The following is a 23,345-nucleotide window of genomic DNA, read 5'->3' as shown; positions in this document are numbered from 1 at the left end:
GGAATACAAATGGTTTCAGGATACTCTGAAGAGCTTAGAAGTATACTTGAACGTGCGAAAAGCGAGATTTCAAGTGCATCGGATAGTAAACAGCTCAACGATTTAAGGGTAAAGTACTTGGGAAAATCTGGAATTGTTACGTCTTTGATGAAGAAGTTGAAAGAACTACCACCAGAAGAGAGACCTAACTTTGGAAAGGTTGTTAACGAGCTGAAAGATGAAATAGAAAGCTTGCTTGAAAAAAGAAAAGACGAGTTGATAGAAAATGAAAAACAGTTGCTTTACAAAAAGCTGTGGGTTGATCCGACGATGCCGGGGGCACGCAGGTCGCGTGGACACCTGCATATAATCACCAAAGTTCAAAGAGAACTTGAGGATATATTCATTTCCATGGGCTTTTCTGTTGTAGAAGGTCCGGAAATTGAACAGCCATGGTTCAATTTCGATGCACTCAATACACCTGAATGGCATCCAGCAAGAGATTCACACGATTCATTCTACATCAACGATGAATACATGCTTAGAACACACACCTCTCCTGTTCAAATAAGAACGATGCTTTCAAGAAAACCACCTCTTGCCATCGTTGCACCAGGTAGAGTTTACAGAAGGGATTACGACGCTACACATCTTCCGATGTTTACCCAAATGGAAGGACTTTACGTGGATCACGATGTGACGGTAAAACACCTGAAGTATTTCTTGGAAGAGTTCGCAAGAAGACTTTTGGGCGAAAACACAAAAGTGAGGTTAAGACCGAGCTACTTCCCATTCACCGAGCCGAGTTTCGAAGTTGATATATACTTTAACGGCAGATGGTTCGAAGTTCTTGGTGCAGGTATGGTCCATCCGAATGTCTTCAAGAACGTCGGATACGACCCAGAACAATGGCGCGGACTTGCGTTTGGGCTTGGAATAGAAAGGATTGCAATGGTAAAATACGGTGTAAAAGATATCAGAGACTTGGTGCGAAACGATGTTAGGTTTCTGGAAAATTGGTAAGTTTAAAACATGAGCAGAAAGACTTGGAGTGATGTTGTGCTACCTACAGTTTCTGGAATACTCTTGGTAGACAAGGAAAAAGGGCCGACGTCTCATGACGTTGTGGAACGAATAAGACGGTTACTCCGAATAAGACAAGTCGGCCATGCCGGGACATTGGATCCGTTTGCTACTGGACTTCTTATCGTTGGTGTAGGAAAAGCTACGCGACTACTTGAGTATCTACAACATGAAGACAAAGTCTACAAAGTAAAGTTCAGATTGGGAATAATCACAGATACGTTTGATATAACCGGTCAAGTTATGGAAGACCATTCTGAAGAAGTATCGAAGCTTTCTGAAGAAGATGTGTTGCATGCGATAAGATCCTTTGTGGGTACGTACAAACAGGTTCCACCAGCGTATTCCGCTAAGAAATATCAAGGAAAAAAGCTGTATGAACTTGCAAGGAAAGGGAAGATCATAAACCTTCCTCCGCGAGAAGTAACGATATACGATATTTGGGGCATAAAAATTTCCTTACCTGAAATAGAGTTTACAACGAAGGTCTCTTCGGGCACGTATATAAGAAGTCTGTGTATGGACATAGGCTACAAGTTGGGTTGCGGAGCAACGGCGGTGGAACTTAGGAGGATATCCGTTGGAAAGTTCGTAGTTGAAGATGCAATTATGATTCCAGAACCTAAAAATTTTGATTCTGAAACTTTCGAGAATTTGCAAAGGGTGGTGCTGGAAAATTTAATCCCGTTGGAGAGAGTGCTTGATTTTCCAAAAATAATTGTAGGAAGCCAGGAGAAAGTATACAACGGTGTTCAGCCGAAAGTGGAAGACATTATGGAATATGAAACCTTTAAGAAGGACCAGTTAGTTCAGTTGTTTTACAACGGGAAACTAATTGCAATTGCACGGGCCGAGAGGAATTCGGATTTTATCGAGACGTTGAAAAGACACAATAGAAACGAACGAATCGCAACATTATTAAAGGTATTCAAGGAGGAATAGAAAATGAAGGTAGGAATCGTTGGTCTGTCCCAAGTTGGTAAGACAACGATATTTTCATTGCTCACCGGGATTGAAGTGGACCTGTTTTCTCAGGAGCATCAAAAAGGAACCGCAAAAGTTCACGATAAAAGGGTCGATATCCTTGCAAAAATGTACGAACCAAAGAAGGTAACGTACGCAACGCTGGAATTCTTCGACACACCAGCTTTGAAGATAAAAGACATAAAGGAAAGAACAGCCGTGTTCAATGCTATTCAAAACGTCGAAGCAATGCTCATAGTTGTTCGAGCGTTCAGAAGTGACAATGTTCCGTATCCCGAAGTAGAAAAGCCAATAGATCAACTTAAAGCCACGTTGGACGAGTTCTTATTCAGAGACCTCGACGTGGTAACAAATAGAATCAGCAGATTAGAAAACGCAAAGAGAAAGCTTGAGCCAAAAGAAGAAGTAGAACTCAAACTCTTGAAACGTTTGCAAGAGACCTTGGAAAACGAGCAACTGTTGTCGAAGATAGAGCTTACAGACGAAGAAAAGAAGATGCTTGGCGGTTTTTCCCTCGCTACGTTGAAGCCCATAGGTGTTGTGGTCAACGTTGATGAAGAACAATTCGCTGAAAAGAATTACGAAACAAAAGATGAAGTCTTAAAACTTTGCCAGGACAACGGATTTGCCTATGTCGAACTGTGCGGAAAATTGGAGATGGAACTGAACTCGTTGAGCGAAGAAGAGAAGATGGAGTTTCTAAAGGAACTGGGAACAGAAGAAACTGGGATCGAAAGGCTCTCAAGAGCACTTTACACCCAATTTGGACTGATTTCGTTCTTCACAGTTGGTAAAGACGAAGTCCGAGCTTGGACCCTTAGAAAGGGCGCAACTGCAGTCGATGCAGCAGGTGTGATTCACAGTGATTTGGCAAGAGGCTTCATCCGCGCAGAGGTTATAAAATACGACGATTTAATAAGACTTGGTTCTGAAAAGGCGCTAAAGGATGCAGGATTGATGAAGCTTGTTGGAAGAGATTACATCGTTGAAGATGGTGATATAATAACAATAAGGTTCAATGTATAGAAAAGTAAAGACGGCGAAATGGGGGTAGGAATATGTCCGAAGCAGTTGCGAGGATAAACGAGAACATCTACGTTGTAAGAGACAGGGTGGTCGCCGTAGTACCTGTCACGTCGACGGTTTCGAGGCGCATAAGGGCAAGTAACCAAATCGGTGGTAAGATGGTTAACTTGTCGTATGGAAAAGAGTGCAAATCGATAATTTTCATGGACAGTGGGCATTCACTACTTCTTGCAGAACCAGCACTCGAAGTAAGGAAGAAGATATGGGGTTAGTAGGAGGTATTTCAAAAGAGGGAAAGTATGTTTAAACGACTTGTATTCAGAACAACAAAGCATAATCGGTACAGTGTAACAGCAATCGTTGGAGCCATACTAAGTGAGGTCAACGACATAGAAATCTTAGAAACTAAAAATGTTGCTGAAATCTTGCAGTATCCGGTAACGGATACTGCAGTTGCTTTTTCATTTATGACATTCGATTTGGATACAGTCGTTGAAGAGTTAAGGCTACTTAAGAGCCACGGTTACACGGTAATTGCAGGTGGACCTCACACGACGGCTTTACCTTTTGAAATGTTGAAACTCGGGTTCGATTATGTATTCCTTGGCGATGGAGAAGAGAACATCGTTAGGTTCCTAAAGGGCGAGAGGCCTGAGAACAGGATGTTCGATGGGATAAAGAATCGAGTTGACCTGAATAAATTTCCGCCCATATGCGAGAAAAAGAAGTTATTTATGCCTATAGAAATTTCAAGAGGATGCCCCTTTGATTGTGGTTACTGTCAAACACCGAGGTTGGCGGGAAAGGTAGTAAGACACAGGGATATTGAACAGATAGTTGAATACGAGAAAATTTCTGTAAAACACGGTAAGACCATCGCTAGATTCATCACCCCGAATGCCTTTGGATACGGCAGTAAGAACGGTGTCACACCAAGACCGGATATTGTGGATGAATTGCTTTTCAAAGTAAAGTCCACAGGTGTTAAGGAAATTTACTTCGGCACGTTTCCATCTGACGTCAGGCCCGAGAGTGTCACAGATGAGATGGTCAAGGTCGTTAAGAAGTACGTAAACCATAATTATGTTGTAATAGGTGCTCAAAGCGGTAGCAACAGGATTCTCAACCTTATACGTCGGGGTCACACCATTGAGAAAGTCGAAGAAGCACTTGAAATCTTGGCCCAAAACGGTTTTTACGCGAAGGTAGACTTCATTTTTGGCTTTCCGTTCGAAACAAAAGAGGACGTAGAGCAGACGTTTAATTTCATAGAGAAAATTGTGAAAAAGTACAACTCTAAGATTCACGCACACACATTCATGCCACTTCCAGGTACTCCACTTGCCAGTGTCGGACCCGGTATTTTACAAGATTACCACTACAAATTCTTAGGACAGCTCGCAGCCAAAGGTATCCTCGATGGTTACTGGCTAAAACAAGAGGAGCTAGCCAAGAAGGCGGCTCAAAATATAAAACTCAAGGCGGGAAACTCTTTTTGAGGGGGTAGGAGGCAGGTATGACGATTAGAAGAGAGTACGTTCATTCTTGCGATCCAGAAAGACTTTACGAAATTGCTATGAAAGAAGTTGAGCCGTACATCTCCAAGTTCAATGTGAAGATAACAAGAGTTAGCGAGAACATCTTCGAGGCGAAGGTGAGTATATTTGGGAAAGGCACTATAGAAATTCAGAATGACAGAATCATAATAACGGTTGACTCTTCCTTCCTTGGAATGCCTGGTATGAAAGAAAAGGTTGAAGAGATGATGGATAAATACATGAATGAATTGATTGAGAAATGCAAAGCACAATCGTGAGAATGTATTGTGAACCAAGAAATTTTTCCTATATTGACTTTTTTCAGAGCCTTGTGATAAAATACGTAAAACGAACAAATCAGCGCAAATCAGTTCATAATGCTTCAAGGCGGGATGATTATGGGAAAGAACACTTCGAACCTAACGGTTAATCAAAAACCAATATTTTCCAAGAATTTCTGGTGGTGGTGGACAACCGGTGGTTGTCCGCCAGCTTGTTGTTGCCGTAGCAAACTGTAGGCAACGACAAAACGAAATCATGTGGACAATCGCCGGGTACGAATTAAGACATCGTACCCGGCTTTTTTTATTTAAAAGATGATACTAACGCTTGAGAAGGAGGGGGTTTTATGTTTAGAGAAGTTGTGTATTTAAAACCTGAGGAGATGCCTAAAAGTTACTACAACGTGCTTGCAGATTTGCCGTTCAAACTTGATCCGCCACTTGATCCTGCAACGGGTGAGCCGATGAAACCTGAAAAGCTGCTTGCGATATTTCCTGAGCCATTGCTTGAGCAAGAAATGAGTGACGAAAGGTTCATCCCCATTCCAGAACCTGTTCTGAGAGAATACGCCGTCTACAGACCGACACCGCTTGTTCGAGCACGGTTTTTGGAAGAATACCTCGGAACTCAAACGCGAATTTACTACAAATACGAAGGAGTAAGCCCAACCGGTAGTCATAAAACAAACACGGCACTTGCGCAGGCGTACTACAACAAAATTAGTGGGACAAAGACGCTGGTTACTGAGACAGGAGCGGGGCAGTGGGGGAGCGCTCTTTCGTACGCTGGTGCGAAGTTCGGTTTAGAAGTTCGTATCTTTATGGTTAAAGTCAGCTTCTACCAGAAACCTTTCAGAAAGTTGCTAATGAACATTTTCGATGGGAATGTCGTCCCTAGTCCAAGTAGTCTGACGCGATTTGGCCAAAAGTTTGATGGTGAACATCCCGGAACACTTGGAATAGCCATCTCTGAAGCGATAGAGACTGTACTTAAGCAAAATGATGCAAAATACGCATTGGGCAGCGTCTTAAATCACGTGTTGTTACACCAAACGGTGATTGGTCTTGAATTGAAAGAGCAGCTTAAAAAATTGAAAATCATACCCGATATGGTCGTTGCCTGCCATGGGGGAGGCTCGAACTTTGGTGGTACAATACTTCCATTTATCCCAGATGTTCTTAACGGAAAAGACATAAAAATCATTGCGGTTGAACCAGAGAGTTGCCCATCTCTAACAAAGGGCGAATATCGGTACGATTTTGGGGATACAGCAGGTCTGACACCGATGATGAAGATGTACACGCTCGGCAAAGATTTCGTCCCTCCGGCAATCCATGCAGGTGGATTAAGATACCACGGAGCAGCACCTATCGTTTCCAAACTACTTCACGAAAAACTCATTTCGGCAGTTGCCGTGAGTCAAGATGAGGTATTCCAAGCGGGGAAACTCTTTGCAAGAGTTGAAGGGATCGTCCCAGCACCCGAATCGGCGCACGCGGTTGCGTATGTGATTAAGGAAGCTAAGAAAAACGAGAAAAAGACGATTGTTTTTACACTTTCTGGTCATGGATATTTTGACTTGAGTGCTTATATTAACGCATAGTTAAACGCTGAGAAAGGAGGCTTTTGTTGTATGGTTGCTAAAAAATCGATTGTAGTACCTTTCTTGTTAATATGTCTGAATATTTTTGCAGTTGTGAAGGTAGGAGTTTTACTGCCGCTAACAGGTCCACTTGCAGCTGCAGGTGATTTGGTGAGAAAGGGTATAGAACTTGCCCACGAGGAAAAACGTACGGTTCTTGGTGATCCAATCCAACTTGTCTATGCAGATACCAGAAGTGAGAAGACAGAGGCGGCAAACGCAATGTCGAGATTGATAGACAAAGATAAAGTTGTAGCCGTGATAGGAGAGATAATGAGTGGAAATTCTATGGCTGCAGCAGAGATAGCTGAGAGCAGGAAGGTTCCACTTCTATGCCCTGCATCCACAAACCCACTCGTTACGCAGGGAAAACGGTTCGTTTCAAGGGTATGTTTCATAGATCCCGTTCAGGGAACAGCACTGGCGGAATTTGCTGCAAGGAATCTGAAGCTGGATAAAATAGCTGTCTTTACAGATATCGAACAAGACTACAGTGTCGGATTGTCGAATTATTTTATTGAGCGGTTCAAAAAATACGGCGGTAAAGTACTACAGGTTCAGTATAAGACAGGTGACCAGGAGTTTAGCGCACAGATTTCCCAAGCGATAGCTTTTGGTAGCCAAGCAATCCTGATTGCCGGTTATTACAATGAAATTGCCTTAGTTGCACAGCAGGCAAGGTCTTTGGGATTCAAAGGAGCCATTCTTGCTGGGGACGGGGCAAATGCTCCAGACTTAATTAAGATAGGAGGAAGCGCAGTTGAGGGGCTGTACTTTTCTGACCACTACCATCCAGACGCAGCAAAGACAAGTACGGCAAAGAAATTTGTGAGTTTGTATGAAAAAAAGTACGGTGAAAAACCATCAACACTTTCTGCACTTGGATATGATGCTTACATGATTTTGCTGAAAGCTATTGAAAATGCCAAGTCCACGGATCCTGAAAAGATAGCGCTTGCTGTAAGGCAGATAACGAACTTTGACGGAGTTACTGGTTTAATCAGCATCGGCAAAGACGGGAACGCAACGAAGGATGTAGTTATTCTGGTTGTCAAAAGCGATGGCATGAAATTCTTTAGCAAGGTATCATCCTTATCTCTGAAATAGTATTTCAAAAACAAAAAGCGGTCCGTTTGGACCGCTTTGTTTTAGTAAGTTTTAATTTTTAGTTTTATTCTCTGGGGAAGACAATGAACTTAAGTGCTGTTCTTGTTTCATTTTCTACCGTTACATCCGTGAATGCTGGAACGCAGACGAGGTCATAGCCACTTGGTGCAAGGTAACCTCTTGCAATTGCAACTGCTTTGACTGCCTGGTTGACAGCACCAGCACCGATTGCCTGGATCTCGGCTTTGCCCTTTTCTCTAATAACTCCAGCCAAAGCACCTGCTACCTTGTTTGGGTTTGATTTTGAAGAGACTTTTAGTACTTCCATAGTTCTACCTCCCCTTTTCTGGCGCCTGATAGTTCAGTAGTTTGTTTTAAGCACTGGAGAATGGCAACCGTACTTCTCGACCGTGTTTGCAAATAGAACGCTATTGTTTTTCAAAATCTGGCGCGCCCGGCAGGACTTGAACCCGCAACCATCGGATCCGAAGTCCGACGCTCTATCCAGTTGAGCTACGAGCGCGTCCCTGATGATTATGTTATATAAAAAACTGGGGTGGCTAGAGGGATTTGAACCCTCGACCACCTGATCCACAGTCAGGCGCTCTGCCAGCTGAGCTATAGCCACCACAGATAGTTTTCTATTGAGTTATTCTTTTGGCGCGGCCGGCGGGACTCGAACCCACAACCCTCGGATTAGAAGTCCGATGCTCTATCCTGTTGAGCTACGGCCGCAAACCAACTTTTTGGTGCAAAGCTTACCAAAAGATTCTGGAGCGGGCGACGGGACTCGAACCCGCAACCCTCGGCTTGGAAGGCCGATGCTCTACCAATTGAGCTACACCCGCATCGCTGGTCGGGGCGACTGGACTTGAACCAGCGTCCTCCGGTTCCCAAGACCGGCGCGCTAGCCAACTGCGCTACGCCCCGACACGAAAGACCGAAAGTTATTATAGCACAGTCGTTTTTGAGTGTCAAGTAAACGAAAGAGATAAAACTACGTTAATTTTGTGTTGATTGTGGAGCACTAATTAAGTTGTGTTATTCGCCGCCTTCCTTTGGAATGACGCAGATAAAGGACGCTTCTTTATCAGTGAAGTTATGGAACTGGTGTTCCTCGTTTGGTTCAACGAACACGAAAGAGCCTTTTGAAACCTTTATCCTACCATCCTTTTTCACAACTTCGAGTTCCCCATCAACCACAAATACTTCGTGTTCCCACGGATGAGTATGGTACGGTGTGGAGGCACCTGGTTTTAAGGTAAAAAGCCTCATCACAAAATTTGGTGCGCCATCCCTCGGACCTATAAGAACACGTTTCAATATATTACCACCGTCAATTTCAAGTGGTTGCATTTCTGAAATGTTTCCTATCTTCATTATTCTTCCCCCTCCTTTTTGCTTCTATTACTACGTACCTGTAAGGTTCCAAACCTTCGGAGTAAGTATGTATATCTTTGTGTTTCTTGGCAAGCTCATGTACGATTTTTCTTTCGAATGCAAACATTGGATCCAGTTTTACCTTGCCGAATTTTCGAGCACGTTCAATCGCCGTTTCAACGATCTTTTCTAATTGTTCTCTTCGCTTTTCGCGGTAATTTCCTGCGTCGATGATAACAGTGACTTTTGTGTCTGTTAATCTGTTAAGATATATGTTCGCAAGGTGTTGCAGTGCGCCCAATCCTTTTCCGTGCTTGCCGATTAGCTTTCCGATTTCTTCGCTGTGACACGTTGCAATGAATGTTTTACCGCGACTTGCTATTTCGACAAAGTAATCGACACCGAAGCGTTTGAAAATTTCTTCCAGAAATTCTCTGAGCTTTCTTTCATAGTACTTGTTTGTTATCGTGATTTCTACTACCGCATCTCTTGCAAAAAGTCCAAATATTCCATGAGTTCCTTTGTCGATAACGTTTATTTCGTACTCTCCGTCCAGAACGTCGTGTTCGGTTCTGAACTGCTGAAGTATCTCATCAACACTTTTTCCTACGTAGTTTATCGTCTTCAAGTCACCCACCCCTTTGTCTTACTGCGTACTTTCTCTCATGTTTATTTTCTGGTTTATGCCTTCTTTTTCTGGACTCCCCAGAGTTCGTGATGAGTAATGCCTTTAATCTTGTACCTCTTGTAGATGTAGTAAGTTATACCAAGCTGAATTATTGAGTTCATAGTCCAGTACAAGAATATACCGCTTGGTAAACTTATGAAGAAGAATGGGAATATGGCCCCCATGAGTATTTGTTGCCATGCTGTCCTGCTGTCTTGACTTGTGATAAGTGCAAGGTAGTAACTTGTAATTATCGTTATCACAAGGAACAGCCAGTTATTTGCCCATCCACCAGTGGAAAGGTCTTTCCAGATCAAGAAACCTGGGGATACGGAGAAGAGTTCCTGGTAGCTTTGAATTACTCCGTAAAGTAGCATAAAGATCGGTAGTTGGATAAGTAACATCAAACAACCACTTGAGGGGTTAATTTTGTTTTCCTTGTAAAGCTTCATTAACTCTTCTTGCTGCTTTTGTGGATCTTTGTACTTCTTCTTGATAGCTTCAACGGCTGGCTGTAGTTTTCTCATCTGAATCATCTGTTTGGTCTGCGCGTGGTAGAAGGGATAAAGTACCAGCCTAACTATAATGGTGAATATGATAATCGTTAGACCAAAGTTTTTTGTGAACGAGTTTATCCAGCTGAAGAACTCGTTGAGGCCATCGGATATAAAACTGTACCAGTTTCCAACACCTGGAATAGTTTTTACAAGCGTTGCCAGCCTTTCGTAGTCTTCTTTGAAAACATGTTTCACAACGACTTTCTTGTAAGGTCCCATGTAAACTGTGAAGTTGAAGTCTTTTCCGACAACATGTGTCTGATCCAATTTACCTGAGAATTTAACGATCGATGAATAATCCCTATCAGGTCTAAATGAGACGAAGAAATTTACCGCTGAGCGAATCGTTGATTTGTCCCAAATTAATGGTAGTGCTACTTTAATTTCCTCTGGAGAGTGAATCTCTACATCGAAAGTGTAAGTGTAAAACCTTTTGTCAAAAGAATAGACCTTTTCAATCCCGTTTTCGTAGTTGAAAATGACTTTTACACTCTCATAGGAATCTTTCGAATCTTTTGATCGTTCTGCGTACTGAATATGGTACGTTGGTGTCGCGACTGAGAGTTTTTCGCCTTGTGAGTCAAACAGATCGAAGCCATCGTTGTCGTTTACGTAAAACAGGTATGCTCTGCCGAGCATATGTGAAACCTTTTGCAAATTACCATCCTTACCTAATTCTACCTGAAGATATTTCGACGTGATGACAATAGAATCAACACGTTCTTCAACAAAGAATCCAGCAAAACCAGTCAACCCCACTATCATCGTTATTAACAACAAAAAAATGACGGTTAGTTTTCTCAATTCGACCGCCTCCTTTGGATGCTATTTATTTTTTTGATGTTCTTTCGAAGCGTTCTTTTGGTGTACATGGAATACTGAGAACTCTTCAGGGACAGGATCGTATCCACCTTTTGAGAGAGGATTACATCGGAGAATGCGCCAGAAACCCAGGAGGAGTCCCTTGAAAACACCAAACCTTTCCACAGCTTGATACGTGTATGTGGAACAAGTTGGTTCAAACCTGCATGTCGGAGGTTTTAGAGGAGAAATGTAATTTTGGTAAAATCTAATAACTGCCAGTATTGCTTTCCGCATCAATTAACCTCTCAAAGTTCTCCAAAAGTGATTCACAAACGCTTTTGTAACTGCTGTTTTCAAATTTTTCAGACAAGGCTCTCCTCGCTATAACGATAAAATCGTACCCTTTTGGAATAATATCTTTGTTCAGCCTAAAGCATTCACGGATCCATCTTCTCAATTTGTTTCTGCGGTTCGCCTTTCCAAATTTCCGTTTAACGATAATAGCCAATCTGCTGTAATCAAGTCCGTTTTTCTTGTAAAGGACTACAAAATTCTCACTCTGAATTGCCTTTCCGAATCTAAAAACGAGGGATATATCCCTCCTGAGTCTCAGGCGCTCTCTCTTTCTGAACGTATACCTTTTCAGACCGTGAGTCTCCATCTACCTGTTCTTCTTCTGTTCTTCAAAACTCTTCTTCCACCAGGCGTGGACTTTCTTGCAAGGAATCCATGTGTTCTTTTCCTCTTAATGCGAGACGGTTGGTAAGTTCTCTTCATAGCACTTCCTCCTCTTCTTTCTATAGTAGGTCTAATTCCGATTATACCAAATCTTTCTGTTTATTCAACACGTGATTTTTTGATTTATTTCACTTAATATAAACAAAAAACTGGTGGCCAGGGACGGAATCGAACCGTCGACACGTGGATTTTCAGTCCACTGCTCTACCAACTGAGCTACCTGGCCACCTTTAAGTTTTTATATAATCATTTCGATTCATTTTTTCCACCTGGTGGGTGCGGCAGGACTTGAACCTACGACCTTCTGCTCGTAAGGCAGACGCTCTCCCTCTGAGCTACGCACCCAACCAATCCTGTTTAAAAACTGGCGCCCCCAACGGGATTCGAACCCGTGCCGCTGGCTTGAAAGGCCAGTGTCCTAGACCGCTAGACGATGGGGGCGTTCATTTGACAACTTCACTTTTTTCACGTGATTTGTCCGTGAAATCAGTGACCGTTACCAATAATACCAAAGAAAAAATTTTTGTCAAGTGGGTTTGAATATGTTCGTATGAAAAGAAAAGGTTAACATTTTGTATCGGATAGCTGAGAAAATATTCTTTGCTTTCTTTTTTGACGTTTCAAGAGACGGACCTGTGGTATAATGAAATTAAGTTTGTAACTGTGCTATGGAAGGGAGGTATTGGATGTGTTTAGAGTGTTGTTCTCCAAGCTAAGACCAAAATCAAGACCAGCACTTGCCAGTGATGCTTTTCGAAAAGGTGATCTGGAAACTCACAGAAAACTCCACTCACCAGAACAGATAGGAAAAGAACCATGGCACAAAACTGAGCAAGGCAAGTACATTGGCCAAGCCGTTTACGGGGCAAGTGATGGTATCGTGACAACGTTTGCCGCAATTTCCGGAATAGCGGGAGCTAACCTGAATCCGAAAATCGCCATTATCGTTGGTTTGGCGAACCTTTTTGCGGATGGTATTTCTATGGCAATAGGCGATTATCTTTCAGAGAAATCAGAGAAGGACTACATAAGATACGAGAAAGAACGTGAGATGTGGGAAGTTGAACACATGCCAGAAGCCGAAAAGCTGGAAGTCAAAGAGATATACAAAAGAAAAGGTCTAAGTGGCGAGAAGTTGGAAAATCTTGTGGATGCAATTACGAGTAATAAGGAGATCTGGGTAGATACGATGTTGCATGAAGAACTAGGGCTCTTTGAGGACGACACTAATCCTCTGAAAAGTGCCGTTGTGACGTTTTTGTCTTTTGTCATCGCTGGTTTCATGCCGTTGATTGCGTATGTATTTGCTTCGCAATCCCAGATTTTGGCGCAAAATCAGTTCTTGGCATCGTGTATCATAACCGCTGCAACTTTGTTCTTTGTTGGGGCGCTTCGCCAAATTGTTACCGGTGTAAAGTGGTACAAAGGCGGTATCGAAATGCTATTTGTGGGTGGTCTTTCGGCAGCGGTTGCGTATCTGATAGGTTGGGTGTTGGAGAAGATCGTTCATATTACTACACTATAAAACGCTGAATACTAAACATTAATCACATAAGGTGAGTGGTTAGCGTGAACCTGAAAGATTTAATAGTGCTTTATCCTTTGATTTTTTTAGCTGGATTTGTCGATTCTATCGCCGGGGGTGGAGGGCTCATTTCCCTTCCAGCTTACCTTTTTATAGGCCTTCCGAGTCACAATGCACTCGCAACGAACAAACTTTCGTCAACGATTGGAACGATTTTCAGCACGTTGAGGTATGCAAAAGGTAGAGCCATAGTTTACGTTGTTGCTGTTCCTTCTGTTATTGGTTCACTCATAGGCTCACATATCGGCGCAAGGCTTGCTCTTGTACTAAGTGATAGCGTTTTGAAAGTTATCTTGGCTTTCTTAATACCTTTTGCGGCTGTGGTTGTGCTTTTAGCAAATCCGAAGAGATCTGCAACGTATGAAGTAGAAAATATTTCCAAAATCCGCACCATTTTAATTTCTGGACTCATTGGCCTAACCATAGGAATGTACGACGGCTTCTTTGGACCGGGGACTGGCACATTTTTGATAATACTCTACGTTAGTGTATTATCCCTGGATCATATAAGTGCATCGGGGACTGCGAAGATAGTGAACTTGGCTTCCAACGTTGGTGCGCTTTTGACTTTCATTGTCGGTGGCAAGGTCATGTATGCAATCGGGTTGCCTGCAGCGCTCTTTGGAATTGCTGGTAATTGGATTGGTTCAGGTCTTGCGTTGAAAAAAGGGGCAAAGATTATCAAACCTGTCATGATAGTTGTTCTTATAATTCTATTCACCAAGGTCCTAATGGACTTAGTTTGATTGATCTGCAAGGGGTGAGATTTATGGGTGATATGTTGGTGAAATTGTACGAATTGCCAGAACTTGAAAGTGCATTGGAAGAAGTGAGGAAACACGGAATAATCATCAAGCGTCCCATAGGCCCTGAGAAATATTTTGTCGTTGAATGGGTTAGGGAAAAGTTTGGTAATCACTGGGCAAGTGAAACCGATATGACGTTTTCTAACAAGCCCATCTCGTCCTTCATAGCTATAGATGAGAAGACAAACAAAATTGTTGGGTTTGCCTGCTACGATGCTACAGTCCGCGGCTTTTTTGGACCAACAGGAGTAGACGAAGCCTACCGAGGTAAAGGAGTAGGCAAAGCACTTCTGCTTGCCTGTTTGCACGATATGTTGAATGTAGGGTACGGATACGCTATTATCGGTGACCCAGGACCAGTAGAATATTATAAAAAGACCGTAAATGCGATAGAAATCGAAGGCTCTTACCCAGGGGTCTACAAATACATGGTCCGGGAAATTTGAATTCGAATTTTCTATACCTACACAAGTCCCCTTATGGCAAAGCGTAAGGATTTTTCGATGTTTTTCATTTTCTCACATATGATAACGTTACCATGTTTTCGTGAAATTCAACGAATATAGGCCAAATGAACAGATAAATAGCGATTCAAACCTTCAAGGCGAGATTTTCCGTTCTTTTTAGTGTATACGAGTTTTTGTTTTTAAGGTTGTATTTGTGGTTAAATATATATGATAACGTTACCACATATTTTCACAACCAGCTAAACAAACGGTACGCAACGGTAATTTGGTATTCGGAAACAGTTTCTTAGTTCTCAACCTTCCAAGGGGGTGGTGTGGATGAAAAGGGTATTTCTAGTGCTCTGGTTGGTAAGTATTTTTGCGGTTGTTTTTGCGGCACCGTACAACACAACGATTAAAGTGCTTGCTTGGGATGATGCACTTACACAGGCGCTCAAGAGTGGTATACCAGATTTTGAGAAGGCGACAGGGATTAAAGTTATTCTTGAGCTGATACCATCTGGTAACTTGCTCCAAAAGATAGGCGTAAGTGTGAGTGTCGACAAGACGGACTACGATTTGGTAACGGTAGACGAGCCATTCATACCAGCACTTGCTCATCTTATGTTACCATTTGACCGCTGGAGCATGGGAAAGATATACAAGAAGCCAAACCTTAGTGTGTTTGCACCTAATGCGTTCGAAGCAGCTCAATGGGGCGGAGTTTTTGTAGGGATGCCAATCAACGCAAACGTCTACATCTGGATAACTAGGAAAGATTTAGTTAACGATCCGAAGTACAGAAACGAGTTTAAATCAAAGTACGGATACGACCTTGGTGTACCAAAGACGTTTAAAGAACTCAGAGACATGGCTGAGTTTTTCCATTCGAAAGGTATCTACGGTTTTGCACCGTTTACAAAGCAAACTGAAGGCTCTACCGCAGAAGCGATATTCATGTTTGAATCATTTGGAACGAGTCCTTTAACCGTCCAAGGCGGCAAGGTTATCGTCTCACTTGACGAGAAGAAGGCAGTGGAAGCGATCAACTTCTACAAGGAGTTGTTAAAATTCTCACCTCCGGGTGCACTTGATATGGGACATTCCGAACGTATTGCAGCGTTCAATCAAGGAAAGGTCTTCACCATGTTCCAGTGGCCAGCACTTGTTCCTCAACATGAGGATCCGAACAACTCACTTGTAGCTGGTAAAATCATCTATTCAGCACCACCAGTTGGTCCAGCAAAGGGCGCTGCTATCCGAGGATGCTGGGTGTTAGCTATGCCAAATGCTTCGAAAAATAAGGAGGCAGCAGCAGAATTTGCATATTGGTGGGCTTCGTATGAGACTGGGCAAAACCTCATACCGAAAGGGTTTACACCGGCAAGGTCTGACTTGCTCTTAAATCCAACTTACAACAAAGAAAGACCATGGTTCAAAGCTATTTTCGATTCCATGAAAAATGCAGTGGCAAGACCAAGGTTTACAAAGTATCCTGAGGCTTCCCAGATAATAAGAAATTACTGGTTAGCTGCTATCAGCGGAAAGATGAGTCCAGAAGAAGCAGTAAGGAAGATGAAAGATGAACTCAACGAGCTTGTCGGGAAGTAAAAAGATTAAGAATTTCGGGGGCGCAAGCCCCCATTGGTTCTTCCTAACTCCTGCCTTAGTGATTGTGTTTGCAATTTTGATATTTCCGGTAATATACTCTCTGTATATGTCAACATTTGACTGGCACTTATTTTACAGTGCCGAAAGGAAATTTATCGGTCTGGGAAATTTCTTCCAACTATTCAAAGATAGAGAGTTTTTACATTCGTTGTGGCTGCAGTTCGGTTTTGTTGTTATTGCTCTGCCAATAGAAACGGTAATAGGTTTTTTCGTGGCACTTTTGCTAAATCGAGATGGTAAGTTCTACGCTGTAGTAAGGTCTTTGCTATTGCTACCGGTTTTCATACTCCCTGTCATCTCCGGCTTAACCTGGCGACTGCTCTTGCAACCGGAGTACGGTATGGTTAGTTTCTTTCTTGAAAAGCTCGGGTTTGGTATAAAGGCATGGCTTGCAGAACCTGATTTTGCCTATGGTATGGTGATAGTCCAGGATGTCTGGCGCATGTGGCCATTTATGTTCATGTTCATATACGCTGGATTGACCGGACTGCCAAGGGAGATCATAGAAGCTGCCGAAATTGACGGGGCTTCGTTTTGGACAAAGGTCTTTAAGGTTATTTTACCTCAGCTCAGACCGACAATTGCAACGGCATTCCTGCTCAGGTTAGTTGACGCATTGAGAATCTTCTCAGAAGTTTATGTGATGACCGGTGGAGGTCCTGGGAACGCAACTATGCTGCTGTCTCTCTACATCAATAAACAAGCGTTTGAGTTTTTTAACATCGGATACGCAGCGTCGATGGGTGTTGTCTTACTGATTTTGGCCCTATTTTTGTCTTTCTTCATTGTTAGAGGGAACGTGAAGTTTGAAGGTGAGCGTGGATGAAAACGAATCAGAGTGTAAAGAGATTAAGGAAAAAACTTATTCCATTTTTGATTCTTATCGTCTCGTTATTCGTCTTAATGATTGAATTAATGCCTATAATGGTTGTCGTTACCAGCGGATTTAAAAGGGATATCGATATCTGGGCACGCGGTCCGTTTTACTTCAAACCAACACTGGAAAGCTACAAGCAGGTACTGTCAAACAGAGATTTTCTGCTAAGCTTGAAAAACAGCTTGGTTGTTGGTTTAATTTCAACTGCGATTTCTATCATCGTTGGTTCAATGGCTTCTTATGGACTAACTCGATATGTGTTCAAATTCAAAGAGATAATCGCTTACACGTTTCTTGGTTTTAGAATGATTCCTCAAATTTCGCTTGTCATCCCGCTTTACGTGATGTTCAACTACCTTAAATTGAGAGATACACTAACGGGAATAGTCTTGGCGCACGTCAGCTTCAATATTCCGTACGTTGTATGGTTACTTCTGCCTTTCTTTGCAGCAGTGCCCCGTGATTATGAGGAAGCAGCAAGAGTTGATGGGGCTACGGAAAACCAAGTTTTCTGGCGGATTTTCTTTCCTCTCGTGTCGCCAGGACTCGTAGTGGCAAGTGTCTTTGCATTTTTGATGTCATGGAACGAGTTTTTGTACGCGCTCATTTTGACATCAGTGAACGCAAGAACAGCACCTGTCGCTGTTAATGGGTTGCTCGGTCAGTATGCGCCAAAGTGGGGGCAATTAACAGCTGCAGGCACAATTATGTTAATTCCTGTTTTTGTGATAACTCTAACTCTTCAGAAGTACATCATAAAGGGGCTTATATCAGGGGGGATTAAGGGATGAGCAAGGTTACAAAGGAAGTTAGGAGAGAAAACGGTAACGAAAAGGTTCCTTTCATAACAAAGTTTTTCTTTGGTTTTGGCGATGTTTACGGCGGTGGTGTATTCAACATCATCAACTTCTTCTATGCGATTTTCTTGACCGATGTGGTTAAAATACCTCCGGCGTATGCATCGGTGATTTTCCTGGTCGGTAAAATATGGGATGCCGTGACGGATCCGATCATGGGATATATAAGTGACAAGACTAAATCGCGGTGGGGAAGGCGAAGACCGTACTTCTTATTCGGCGTACCGTTTATCTTCCTTTCTTTTGTTATGGTTTGGTATCCAGTGTCTTTTGAGAGCACCTTTGCAAGGTTTCTATATGCACTCTTTTCATATATGTTCCTCAATACAGTCGTAACGATGGTTCTCATACCATATACAGCAATGAGTGCAGAAATTACGCTTGATTATAATGAAAGAACAGCGATTAATTCGCTAAGGTTAACGTTTTCGCTACTTTCGTCATTGCTGTGCGCAGTTCTACCGATGATGATTGTTAAAAGTGCAGGCGATCCAAGGAAAGGGTATTTAACGATGTCGATCATCTTTGGAACGTTCTTTGCATTGCCTTACCTTGGGGTTTTCGCATTCACAAAGGAAAAGAACTTCAAGCCTGCTACAACCAAGTTGAACTTCAAGGAACTGATTATTGAACCACTCAAGATAAAGACGTTCAGGCTCTATCTTGGTATGTTCCTTTTTGCCTATCTTGCTATAGACACCGTTTCTGTTATATTCCCATACTATATGAAATACTACATTGGTAAGCCGTATTTCGTTTCAGCGGTTTTGGGTGTGTTGCTTATAACAGAAATCATCTTCGTTCCTGTGTACGCTATGATTGCAAGAAAGAAAAGTAAGAATTTCGCATATATTGTAGGTGCTTTAGTTTGGATGGTTGGTGCTACATTAACGTTCTTTTTCAGACCTGAATGGCCATCTCAGATGCTGTTAGCTGTAGCTGCGCTCATAGGCGCCGGTGTTTCCGCAGTTGCCGTTATGCCACACACGATACTTGGAGATGTTACAGACGTAGCTGAGTTGAAGTTCGGTGAAAGAAGAGAAGGAAATATTTCTTCAATGGCAACGTTCTTGAGAAAGGTAGCATCTGCACTCGTTCAAGCAGTTATTTTATTGATACTTGGCTTAGTGGGGTACGTAAATCCCAAAGGGAACGAGATTCCCCAGCAACCTGAAAGTGTTATTTTAGCCATTCGGTTGATAGTCTTTGTGGGACCTATACTCTTACTTTTGTTTGGAATTTACTCTGCATTAAAGTATCCGCTCAGGCCTGAAGTGCATAAAACTTTGGTTAAGTTGCTCGAAGCTAAAAGGCAGGATGAAGATGTTAACAAGCATGTCTTGGAAGAACTGCAAAAAGAATTGATTTAGATGACAGTTGAGTTTCGATAAAGGAGAGGGTGTTTATAAAGGCATTGAGTTTACCGGTCCTCGTAGTTGTATGGGGAAGTTATTATATAGCGAATAAATTAGCATTGTCTATGTTTGGTGTTGTTTTCAACGGTGTTTTCATAAGAACGTTTGTACTTTTTTCGATGTTGTTAGTTGGGACTTTTACCGGGAAAATCAAGGAAATACTCAGAGTAGGGTACATTTTTCCAAGGCTTGTTCTGATAGGTCTACTTGGCTTTGCGCTCGATATCACAGCTTTCCTTGGTTTTAAGTATTCAACAGCGTCCAAAGGAGCCGTTCTGTTGAGAACTGATGTTCTTTTTTCCACAGTTATTTCCATGTTTTTGGGGGAAGTACCTGGTTTTGTGGATATCCTTTCAATGGTATTGATGCTCTTTGGAGTTGTACTTGTTTCAGGCAGTACGGATTTAATAAAATTCAGCTACGGAGATATCTTTTTTCTGCTCAGTGCGTTTTTCATAAGTTTAAACGCCTTTGTTATTCGCAGTGTACAAGAAGACAAGAGAAATCCCGGTTCGGATTTTGTTATTGCGTTCTACAACAACTTTTTTACGCTTGTCTTCTTTTGCCTCTTTTCGATAAACTCGTTGGTCCGAGAGCTAACCAGAAATTTCACTTTGCTGGGTGCAAACATTGAAACCGCCGGACTTGTTATGGGTGGTATTTTCCAGTACCTGATATACGTGGTCTATTACAGGAATTTGAGAATCTTCCCAGTCTGGCTTGTGAGAACTGTGCTGTTGCTTATGCCTGCGTACGTGATTTTTGTGATGTCCTTCTTTGGTGAGTCCGTAACAGCAAAGCAATTAATAGCTGTTCTGGTGATACTCTTTGGTGGTTTTCTGCTTACTATGAGTAATTATTTCACCAAAGGCAGAGAAAAGAGGTGACGAGGATGTTCGGAACAGGTCAATTTCAGCTTTACAATCCTGTTAGAGTTATTTATGGCAAAGGTGAGCTGAAAAGGTCTGCGGAGATATTCGGCGTATCGAATGTACTTGTTATATGCGACCCTTATGTGAGCTCAAACGAATACTTCAAAGAGGTGATGACAGGATTTAACTCCGTTTTTATTTACAACAAGATAATTCCAAATCCTCCCTGTGAATTAATCGATGAAATTATAGAGTCGGTATACGAGCATTCAAAAGGTGCCCCCAAATTTGAAGGAGTGATAGGGATAGGTGGAGGAAGCACACTTGATACGGCAAAAGCGGTAAGTTCTTTGCTTGTCAGTGAAGGTAAATTGGCTGATTATGTTGAGGGAAAGAAGAAATTTGAGAAAAGGTTACCTTTGATGCTTATACCTACGACATCAGGTACAGGAAGTGAGGTAACAAACGTTGGGGTTTACACATTGAACGATATAAAAAAGCCAATGACAAGCCCAACGTTCTGGGCTGATATCGCACTGGTTGACCCTGTCTTAACCTACTCGATGCCGAAAAGAGTTGCTGCAACAACAGGCCTTGATGCACTTACACATGCCATTGAAAGCTACTGGGCTACTAGTACACAACCTTACACGGAAGGTCTTGCTCTGAGATCAGCGAAGATGATATTTGAAAGTTACGAAGCCTCACTTAACGGTGAAGAGTGGGCAAAAGACGAGATGGCGATTGCGGCAACAATAGCAGGTATAGCGTTCAGTCAAACAAGAACAACGGCGGCACACGCAATAAGTTTCCCGATTACGAGTTTTTACAACGTAGAACACGGACTTGCATGTGCTTTAACGTTGCCTACTTTAATTCGCTGGACTTACAAGTTCATCTCAGAAAAGATGGATGATTTTGTCCGATACGTTGGATTTAAAGATGTTGAGGAACTCGCAAAGAGAATTGAGCATATGATGGAATACTCAGGTTTTTCATTGAAACTGCATGACTATGGTGTAAAAGAAGACGAGCTTGAGAAAATAGCAAAAGTTTCGGTTGAAGCAAATATTATAAACCTAACACCAGGGAATCCGAAATACGAAGACGTCTTGGAGATTTTGAAAACCATATATTAATTGCGCTTGGTAGCGTATTGAAGGAGGGATTCATCTTGAACGTTCACCTGCTGGATTTAACACCTGAGGAGGTCAGGTTTTTGAAAAGGAAGGCCACACAGATAAGGATTATTACTCTTGAGATGATAGGTCACCTTGGCGTGGGACATATTGGCGGTTCTCTGTCAATAGCCGAGGTATTGGCCGTGCTTTATTACAAAGTTATGAGAATCGATCCCAAAAACCCCAAATGGGATGAACGCGATAGGTTCGTGTTGTCAAAAGGACATGCTGGTCCAGCGCTTTATTCTGTTCTGGCTGACCTTGGGTACTTTCCATACGACTGGATATATACATTAAATAAACCAAATACGAATCTTCCGAGCCACTGCGATAGGCTTAAGACTCCCGGTGTGGATATGACTGCTGGTTCACTTGGACAGGGCTTGTCAGCGGCGGTTGGCATGGCACTTGGGGCAAAGATTAGAAAAATGGACATCCGTGTTTTCGCACTTATAGGTGATGGAGAATCGCAGGAAGGTCAGATCTGGGAGGCAGCGATGTTCGCTTCCCATAACAAACTGAACAATTTAATCGCGTTCACTGACTATAACAAGATGCAGATAGATGGTTACATTCACGAGGTCAACAATCTCGAACCGCTGGCAGATAAATGGAGAGCGTTTAATTGGCATGTCGTAGAGGTTGATGGTCACAACGTTGAGCAGATATATAACGCCATTCGCGAAGGAATGGCTCAACAGGAAAAACCAACCATGATAATACTGCACACCATAAAAGGCAAGGGTGCGTTCTTTGCAGAAGGTAAGGTAGCGTCTCACAATATGCCGATTAAAGAAGAAGAACTGCGGATAGCGGTTGAAACTTTAAAGAAAGAGATGGAACAGTTCAAAGGGGCTGATACGAAATGAGCAATAAGAACATCGAGGCGAGGAAATTGCCATTACCAACGCAGGATGAAAGGGAAATCAGAGATGTATACGGTGAATTATTGCTTAGTTTGGCAGAGGAAGACGAACGGATAGTAGTTTTAAACGCAGATTTAGCAAGGTCAGACAGTACGTTAAAATTCAAAGAAAGGTTCCCCGATAGGTTCATCGATGTCGGAGTGGCCGAAGCTAACATGATGGGTATAGCTGCTGGTCTTGCGAATATGGGGTTAATCCCAATCGCACACAGCTTTACTCCGTTTGCTACAAGACGTGCGTATGACCAGATAACGATATCCATTGCTTACGCAGGATTACCTGTTAAGATAGTGGGAACAGACCCGGGAGTTACTGCGGAACTCAACGGAGGCACACACATGAGCTTTGAGGATGCAGGGATAATGAGAAATTTACCGAACATGGTTATAGTTGAACCAGCCGATACACACCAGCTGAGAAGTTTATTCAAACAGATCATCTACCATAATCGGCCAGTCTATACGAGACTTTACAGAAGAAGAAAAGACAGGTTCTTCAATGGCAACGAAAATTTCGAAATTGGAAAGATATTCACGATGAAAGATGGAAAAGATATAACAATAATTGCCTCTGGCTTGATGGTTGGACAATCGATAATTGCTACGAATATGCTCGAAGATGAAGGCATCAGCGTAAGGCTTTTGAACATGCACACGCTTAAGCCGGTTGATGAGGAAACTATTGTCAAAGCTGCTAAGGAAACGGGCCGAATTGTAGTTGCTGAGAACCACAGCATATTAAATGGCTGGGGAAGTGCGGTCTGCGAAGTGGTAACTGAATACTACCCCGTTCCAGTTGCGAGAATAGGGGTAAGGGACCATTTCGGGGAAGTTGGACTGACGGACTTTCTACTGGAAAAGTACAAGATGACGGCAAAAGATATCTACACTGCTGCTAAAAAGCTTTTAAATATTTAAAAAAT

General features: G+C 42.5%; 26 protein-coding genes and 8 tRNA genes. 19 read left to right on the top strand and 15 right to left on the bottom strand.

All coding sequences use genetic code 11. From position 1 onward, the window contains the following. The first annotated feature begins 9 nt into the window (after window positions 1–9). From pheS to NA23_RS06355, 8 genes are all read left to right on the top strand, one after another. Complete coding sequence (gene pheS, locus NA23_RS06390; RefSeq protein ID WP_033191916.1) at window positions 10–1,002, top strand: phenylalanine--tRNA ligase subunit alpha; 993 nt, start codon at window positions 10–12, stop codon at window positions 1,000–1,002. Between the two features lie 9 nt (window positions 1,003–1,011). Next, the gene (truB, locus tag NA23_RS06385; protein ID WP_052107183.1) at window positions 1,012–2,004 is read left to right on the top strand and encodes a tRNA pseudouridine(55) synthase TruB; all 993 of its coding nucleotides are present in this window, start codon (window positions 1,012–1,014) and stop codon (window positions 2,002–2,004) included. 3 nt (window positions 2,005–2,007) lie between these two features. After that, entirely contained in the window at window positions 2,008–3,072 is a 1,065-nt protein-coding gene (locus NA23_RS06380; RefSeq protein ID WP_033191915.1) for a DUF933 domain-containing protein, read from the top strand. Between the two features lie 32 nt (window positions 3,073–3,104). Further along, window positions 3,105–3,344 (top strand): extracellular matrix/biofilm biosynthesis regulator RemA family protein, encoded by a 240-nt coding sequence (locus NA23_RS06375; protein ID WP_033191914.1) that lies wholly within the window; start codon window positions 3,105–3,107, stop codon window positions 3,342–3,344. A 27-nt stretch (window positions 3,345–3,371) separates the two neighbouring features. Further along, the gene (locus NA23_RS06370) at window positions 3,372–4,571 is read left to right on the top strand and encodes a TIGR04013 family B12-binding domain/radical SAM domain-containing protein (RefSeq protein WP_033191913.1); all 1,200 of its coding nucleotides are present in this window, start codon (window positions 3,372–3,374) and stop codon (window positions 4,569–4,571) included. A 17-nt stretch (window positions 4,572–4,588) separates the two neighbouring features. Further along, complete coding sequence (locus tag NA23_RS06365) at window positions 4,589–4,888, top strand: hypothetical protein (protein WP_033191912.1); 300 nt, start codon at window positions 4,589–4,591, stop codon at window positions 4,886–4,888. A 350-nt stretch (window positions 4,889–5,238) separates the two neighbouring features. Continuing rightward, window positions 5,239–6,495: a TrpB-like pyridoxal phosphate-dependent enzyme gene (locus tag NA23_RS06360; RefSeq protein WP_033191911.1), complete on the top strand. Its 1,257-nt coding sequence runs from the start codon at window positions 5,239–5,241 to the stop codon at window positions 6,493–6,495. Between the two features lie 30 nt (window positions 6,496–6,525). Further along, window positions 6,526–7,641 (top strand): ABC transporter substrate-binding protein, encoded by a 1,116-nt coding sequence (locus NA23_RS06355; RefSeq protein ID WP_033191910.1) that lies wholly within the window; start codon window positions 6,526–6,528, stop codon window positions 7,639–7,641. Between the two features lie 64 nt (window positions 7,642–7,705). On the opposite strand, the gene NA23_RS06350 is transcribed toward NA23_RS06355, so the two are convergent. The 15 genes from NA23_RS06350 to NA23_RS06280 form a co-directional block, all read right to left on the bottom strand. After that, window positions 7,706–7,969 (bottom strand): stage V sporulation protein S, encoded by a 264-nt coding sequence (locus NA23_RS06350; protein WP_033191909.1) that lies wholly within the window; start codon window positions 7,967–7,969, stop codon window positions 7,706–7,708. A 118-nt stretch (window positions 7,970–8,087) separates the two neighbouring features. Then, window positions 8,088–8,164, bottom strand: a tRNA-Arg gene (locus NA23_RS06345). Between the two features lie 29 nt (window positions 8,165–8,193). Next, window positions 8,194–8,269 (bottom strand) — tRNA-His (locus NA23_RS06340). Window positions 8,270–8,299: 30 nt separating this feature from the next. Then, window positions 8,300–8,376 (bottom strand) — tRNA-Arg (locus tag NA23_RS06335). Between the two features lie 37 nt (window positions 8,377–8,413). Then, a tRNA-Gly gene (locus tag NA23_RS06330) sits at window positions 8,414–8,489 on the bottom strand. A gap of 5 nt (window positions 8,490–8,494) precedes the next feature. Then, a tRNA-Pro gene (locus NA23_RS06325) sits at window positions 8,495–8,571 on the bottom strand. Window positions 8,572–8,682: 111 nt separating this feature from the next. Beyond that, a complete protein-coding gene (locus NA23_RS06320; protein ID WP_033191908.1) occupies window positions 8,683–9,021 on the bottom strand; it encodes a cupin domain-containing protein in 339 nt (112 codons plus the stop codon). Then, window positions 8,984–9,649: an RNA-binding cell elongation regulator Jag/EloR gene (gene jag, locus NA23_RS06315; protein ID WP_033191907.1), complete on the bottom strand. Its 666-nt coding sequence runs from the start codon at window positions 9,647–9,649 to the stop codon at window positions 8,984–8,986. The genes NA23_RS06320 and jag overlap by 38 nt, the downstream gene beginning before the upstream one ends. A gap of 53 nt (window positions 9,650–9,702) precedes the next feature. Beyond that, on the bottom strand, window positions 9,703–11,049 hold the full coding sequence (gene yidC / locus NA23_RS06310) for a membrane protein insertase YidC (protein ID WP_033191906.1): 1,347 nt from the start codon (window positions 11,047–11,049) through the stop codon (window positions 9,703–9,705). A 21-nt stretch (window positions 11,050–11,070) separates the two neighbouring features. Next, window positions 11,071–11,343, bottom strand: a complete 273-nt coding sequence (yidD, locus tag NA23_RS06305) for a membrane protein insertion efficiency factor YidD (RefSeq protein WP_033191905.1) — start codon at window positions 11,341–11,343, stop codon at window positions 11,071–11,073. Continuing rightward, on the bottom strand, window positions 11,315–11,710 hold the full coding sequence (gene rnpA, locus NA23_RS06300; RefSeq protein ID WP_033191904.1) for a ribonuclease P protein component: 396 nt from the start codon (window positions 11,708–11,710) through the stop codon (window positions 11,315–11,317). The genes yidD and rnpA overlap by 29 nt, the downstream gene beginning before the upstream one ends. Beyond that, window positions 11,692–11,826 (bottom strand): 50S ribosomal protein L34, encoded by a 135-nt coding sequence (rpmH, locus tag NA23_RS06295; protein ID WP_033191903.1) that lies wholly within the window; start codon window positions 11,824–11,826, stop codon window positions 11,692–11,694. Before rpmH ends, rnpA begins: the two co-directional genes overlap by 19 nt. Window positions 11,827–11,937: 111 nt before the next feature. After that, window positions 11,938–12,013: transfer RNA gene (locus NA23_RS06290), tRNA-Phe, on the bottom strand. Window positions 12,014–12,057: 44 nt separating this feature from the next. Further along, window positions 12,058–12,132 (bottom strand) — tRNA-Val (locus NA23_RS06285). A gap of 20 nt (window positions 12,133–12,152) precedes the next feature. Further along, window positions 12,153–12,228 (bottom strand) — tRNA-Glu (locus NA23_RS06280). A 247-nt stretch (window positions 12,229–12,475) separates the two neighbouring features. Between NA23_RS06280 and NA23_RS06275 the strand changes: the two genes are divergently transcribed. From NA23_RS06275 to NA23_RS06225, 11 genes are all read left to right on the top strand, one after another. Next, the gene (locus tag NA23_RS06275) at window positions 12,476–13,312 is read left to right on the top strand and encodes a VIT1/CCC1 transporter family protein (protein ID WP_033191902.1); all 837 of its coding nucleotides are present in this window, start codon (window positions 12,476–12,478) and stop codon (window positions 13,310–13,312) included. Window positions 13,313–13,356: 44 nt separating this feature from the next. Then, a complete protein-coding gene (locus NA23_RS06270) occupies window positions 13,357–14,118 on the top strand; it encodes a TSUP family transporter (RefSeq protein WP_052107182.1) in 762 nt (253 codons plus the stop codon). Between the two features lie 23 nt (window positions 14,119–14,141). After that, a complete protein-coding gene (locus tag NA23_RS06265; protein ID WP_033191900.1) occupies window positions 14,142–14,624 on the top strand; it encodes a GNAT family N-acetyltransferase in 483 nt (160 codons plus the stop codon). Window positions 14,625–14,963: 339 nt separating this feature from the next. Then, window positions 14,964–16,235 carry an extracellular solute-binding protein gene (locus NA23_RS06260; protein WP_033191899.1) on the top strand — a complete coding sequence of 424 codons (1,272 nt, stop codon included), beginning with the start codon at window positions 14,964–14,966 and terminating at the stop codon, window positions 16,233–16,235. A 76-nt stretch (window positions 16,236–16,311) separates the two neighbouring features. After that, window positions 16,312–17,121: a carbohydrate ABC transporter permease gene (locus tag NA23_RS06255; RefSeq protein WP_249476987.1), complete on the top strand. Its 810-nt coding sequence runs from the start codon at window positions 16,312–16,314 to the stop codon at window positions 17,119–17,121. Continuing rightward, window positions 17,118–17,963, top strand: a complete 846-nt coding sequence (locus NA23_RS06250) for a carbohydrate ABC transporter permease (RefSeq protein WP_033191897.1) — start codon at window positions 17,118–17,120, stop codon at window positions 17,961–17,963. Before NA23_RS06255 ends, NA23_RS06250 begins: the two co-directional genes overlap by 4 nt. After that, a complete protein-coding gene (locus NA23_RS06245) occupies window positions 17,960–19,399 on the top strand; it encodes an MFS transporter (protein WP_033191896.1) in 1,440 nt (479 codons plus the stop codon). The genes NA23_RS06250 and NA23_RS06245 overlap by 4 nt, the downstream gene beginning before the upstream one ends. Before the next feature lie 44 nt (window positions 19,400–19,443). Further along, window positions 19,444–20,331, top strand: coding sequence for a DMT family transporter (locus NA23_RS06240; RefSeq protein ID WP_145974453.1), 888 nt, complete (start codon window positions 19,444–19,446; stop codon window positions 20,329–20,331). Window positions 20,332–20,336: 5 nt separating this feature from the next. Further along, the gene (locus NA23_RS06235; protein ID WP_052107180.1) at window positions 20,337–21,455 is read left to right on the top strand and encodes an iron-containing alcohol dehydrogenase; all 1,119 of its coding nucleotides are present in this window, start codon (window positions 20,337–20,339) and stop codon (window positions 21,453–21,455) included. 80 nt (window positions 21,456–21,535) lie between these two features. Next, window positions 21,536–22,366, top strand: a complete 831-nt coding sequence (locus tag NA23_RS06230) for a transketolase (protein ID WP_249476986.1) — start codon at window positions 21,536–21,538, stop codon at window positions 22,364–22,366. Beyond that, complete coding sequence (locus NA23_RS06225; RefSeq protein WP_052107179.1) at window positions 22,363–23,340, top strand: transketolase family protein; 978 nt, start codon at window positions 22,363–22,365, stop codon at window positions 23,338–23,340. Before NA23_RS06230 ends, NA23_RS06225 begins: the two co-directional genes overlap by 4 nt. The last annotated feature ends 5 nt before the right edge of the window (window positions 23,341–23,345 follow it).

The organism is Fervidobacterium islandicum (genome assembly GCF_000767275.3).
GTDB lineage: Bacteria > Thermotogota > Thermotogae > Thermotogales > Fervidobacteriaceae > Fervidobacterium > Fervidobacterium islandicum.
This window is presented reverse-complemented; position numbering and strand designations above follow the sequence as displayed.

What these genes read in the sequence shown, in the direction of transcription:
- NA23_RS06360 (WP_033191911.1), top strand. Translation starts at nt 5,239, where the DNA reads ATGTTTAGAGAAGTTGTGTATTTAAAACCTGAGGAGATGCCTAAAAGT.
- yidD (WP_033191905.1), bottom strand. Translation starts at nt 11,343, where the DNA reads ATGCGGAAAGCAATACTGGCAGTTATTAGATTTTACCAAAATTACATT.
- rnpA (WP_033191904.1), bottom strand. Translation starts at nt 11,710, where the DNA reads ATGGAGACTCACGGTCTGAAAAGGTATACGTTCAGAAAGAGAGAGCGC.
- NA23_RS06370 (WP_033191913.1), top strand. Translation starts at nt 3,372, where the DNA reads ATGTTTAAACGACTTGTATTCAGAACAACAAAGCATAATCGGTACAGT.
- NA23_RS06245 (WP_033191896.1), top strand. Translation starts at nt 17,960, where the DNA reads ATGAGCAAGGTTACAAAGGAAGTTAGGAGAGAAAACGGTAACGAAAAG.
- NA23_RS06355 (WP_033191910.1), top strand. Translation starts at nt 6,526, where the DNA reads ATGGTTGCTAAAAAATCGATTGTAGTACCTTTCTTGTTAATATGTCTG.
- truB (WP_052107183.1), top strand. Translation starts at nt 1,012, where the DNA reads ATGAGCAGAAAGACTTGGAGTGATGTTGTGCTACCTACAGTTTCTGGA.
- rpmH (WP_033191903.1), bottom strand. Translation starts at nt 11,826, where the DNA reads ATGAAGAGAACTTACCAACCGTCTCGCATTAAGAGGAAAAGAACACAT.
- NA23_RS06375 (WP_033191914.1), top strand. Translation starts at nt 3,105, where the DNA reads ATGTCCGAAGCAGTTGCGAGGATAAACGAGAACATCTACGTTGTAAGA.
- NA23_RS06225 (WP_052107179.1), top strand. Translation starts at nt 22,363, where the DNA reads ATGAGCAATAAGAACATCGAGGCGAGGAAATTGCCATTACCAACGCAG.
- NA23_RS06380 (WP_033191915.1), top strand. Translation starts at nt 2,008, where the DNA reads ATGAAGGTAGGAATCGTTGGTCTGTCCCAAGTTGGTAAGACAACGATA.
- pheS (WP_033191916.1), top strand. Translation starts at nt 10, where the DNA reads ATGGTTTCAGGATACTCTGAAGAGCTTAGAAGTATACTTGAACGTGCG.
- NA23_RS06350 (WP_033191909.1), bottom strand. Translation starts at nt 7,969, where the DNA reads ATGGAAGTACTAAAAGTCTCTTCAAAATCAAACCCAAACAAGGTAGCA.
- NA23_RS06260 (WP_033191899.1), top strand. Translation starts at nt 14,964, where the DNA reads ATGAAAAGGGTATTTCTAGTGCTCTGGTTGGTAAGTATTTTTGCGGTT.
- NA23_RS06320 (WP_033191908.1), bottom strand. Translation starts at nt 9,021, where the DNA reads ATGAAGATAGGAAACATTTCAGAAATGCAACCACTTGAAATTGACGGT.
- NA23_RS06365 (WP_033191912.1), top strand. Translation starts at nt 4,589, where the DNA reads ATGACGATTAGAAGAGAGTACGTTCATTCTTGCGATCCAGAAAGACTT.
- NA23_RS06235 (WP_052107180.1), top strand. Translation starts at nt 20,337, where the DNA reads ATGTTCGGAACAGGTCAATTTCAGCTTTACAATCCTGTTAGAGTTATT.
- NA23_RS06250 (WP_033191897.1), top strand. Translation starts at nt 17,118, where the DNA reads ATGAAAACGAATCAGAGTGTAAAGAGATTAAGGAAAAAACTTATTCCA.
- NA23_RS06265 (WP_033191900.1), top strand. Translation starts at nt 14,142, where the DNA reads ATGGGTGATATGTTGGTGAAATTGTACGAATTGCCAGAACTTGAAAGT.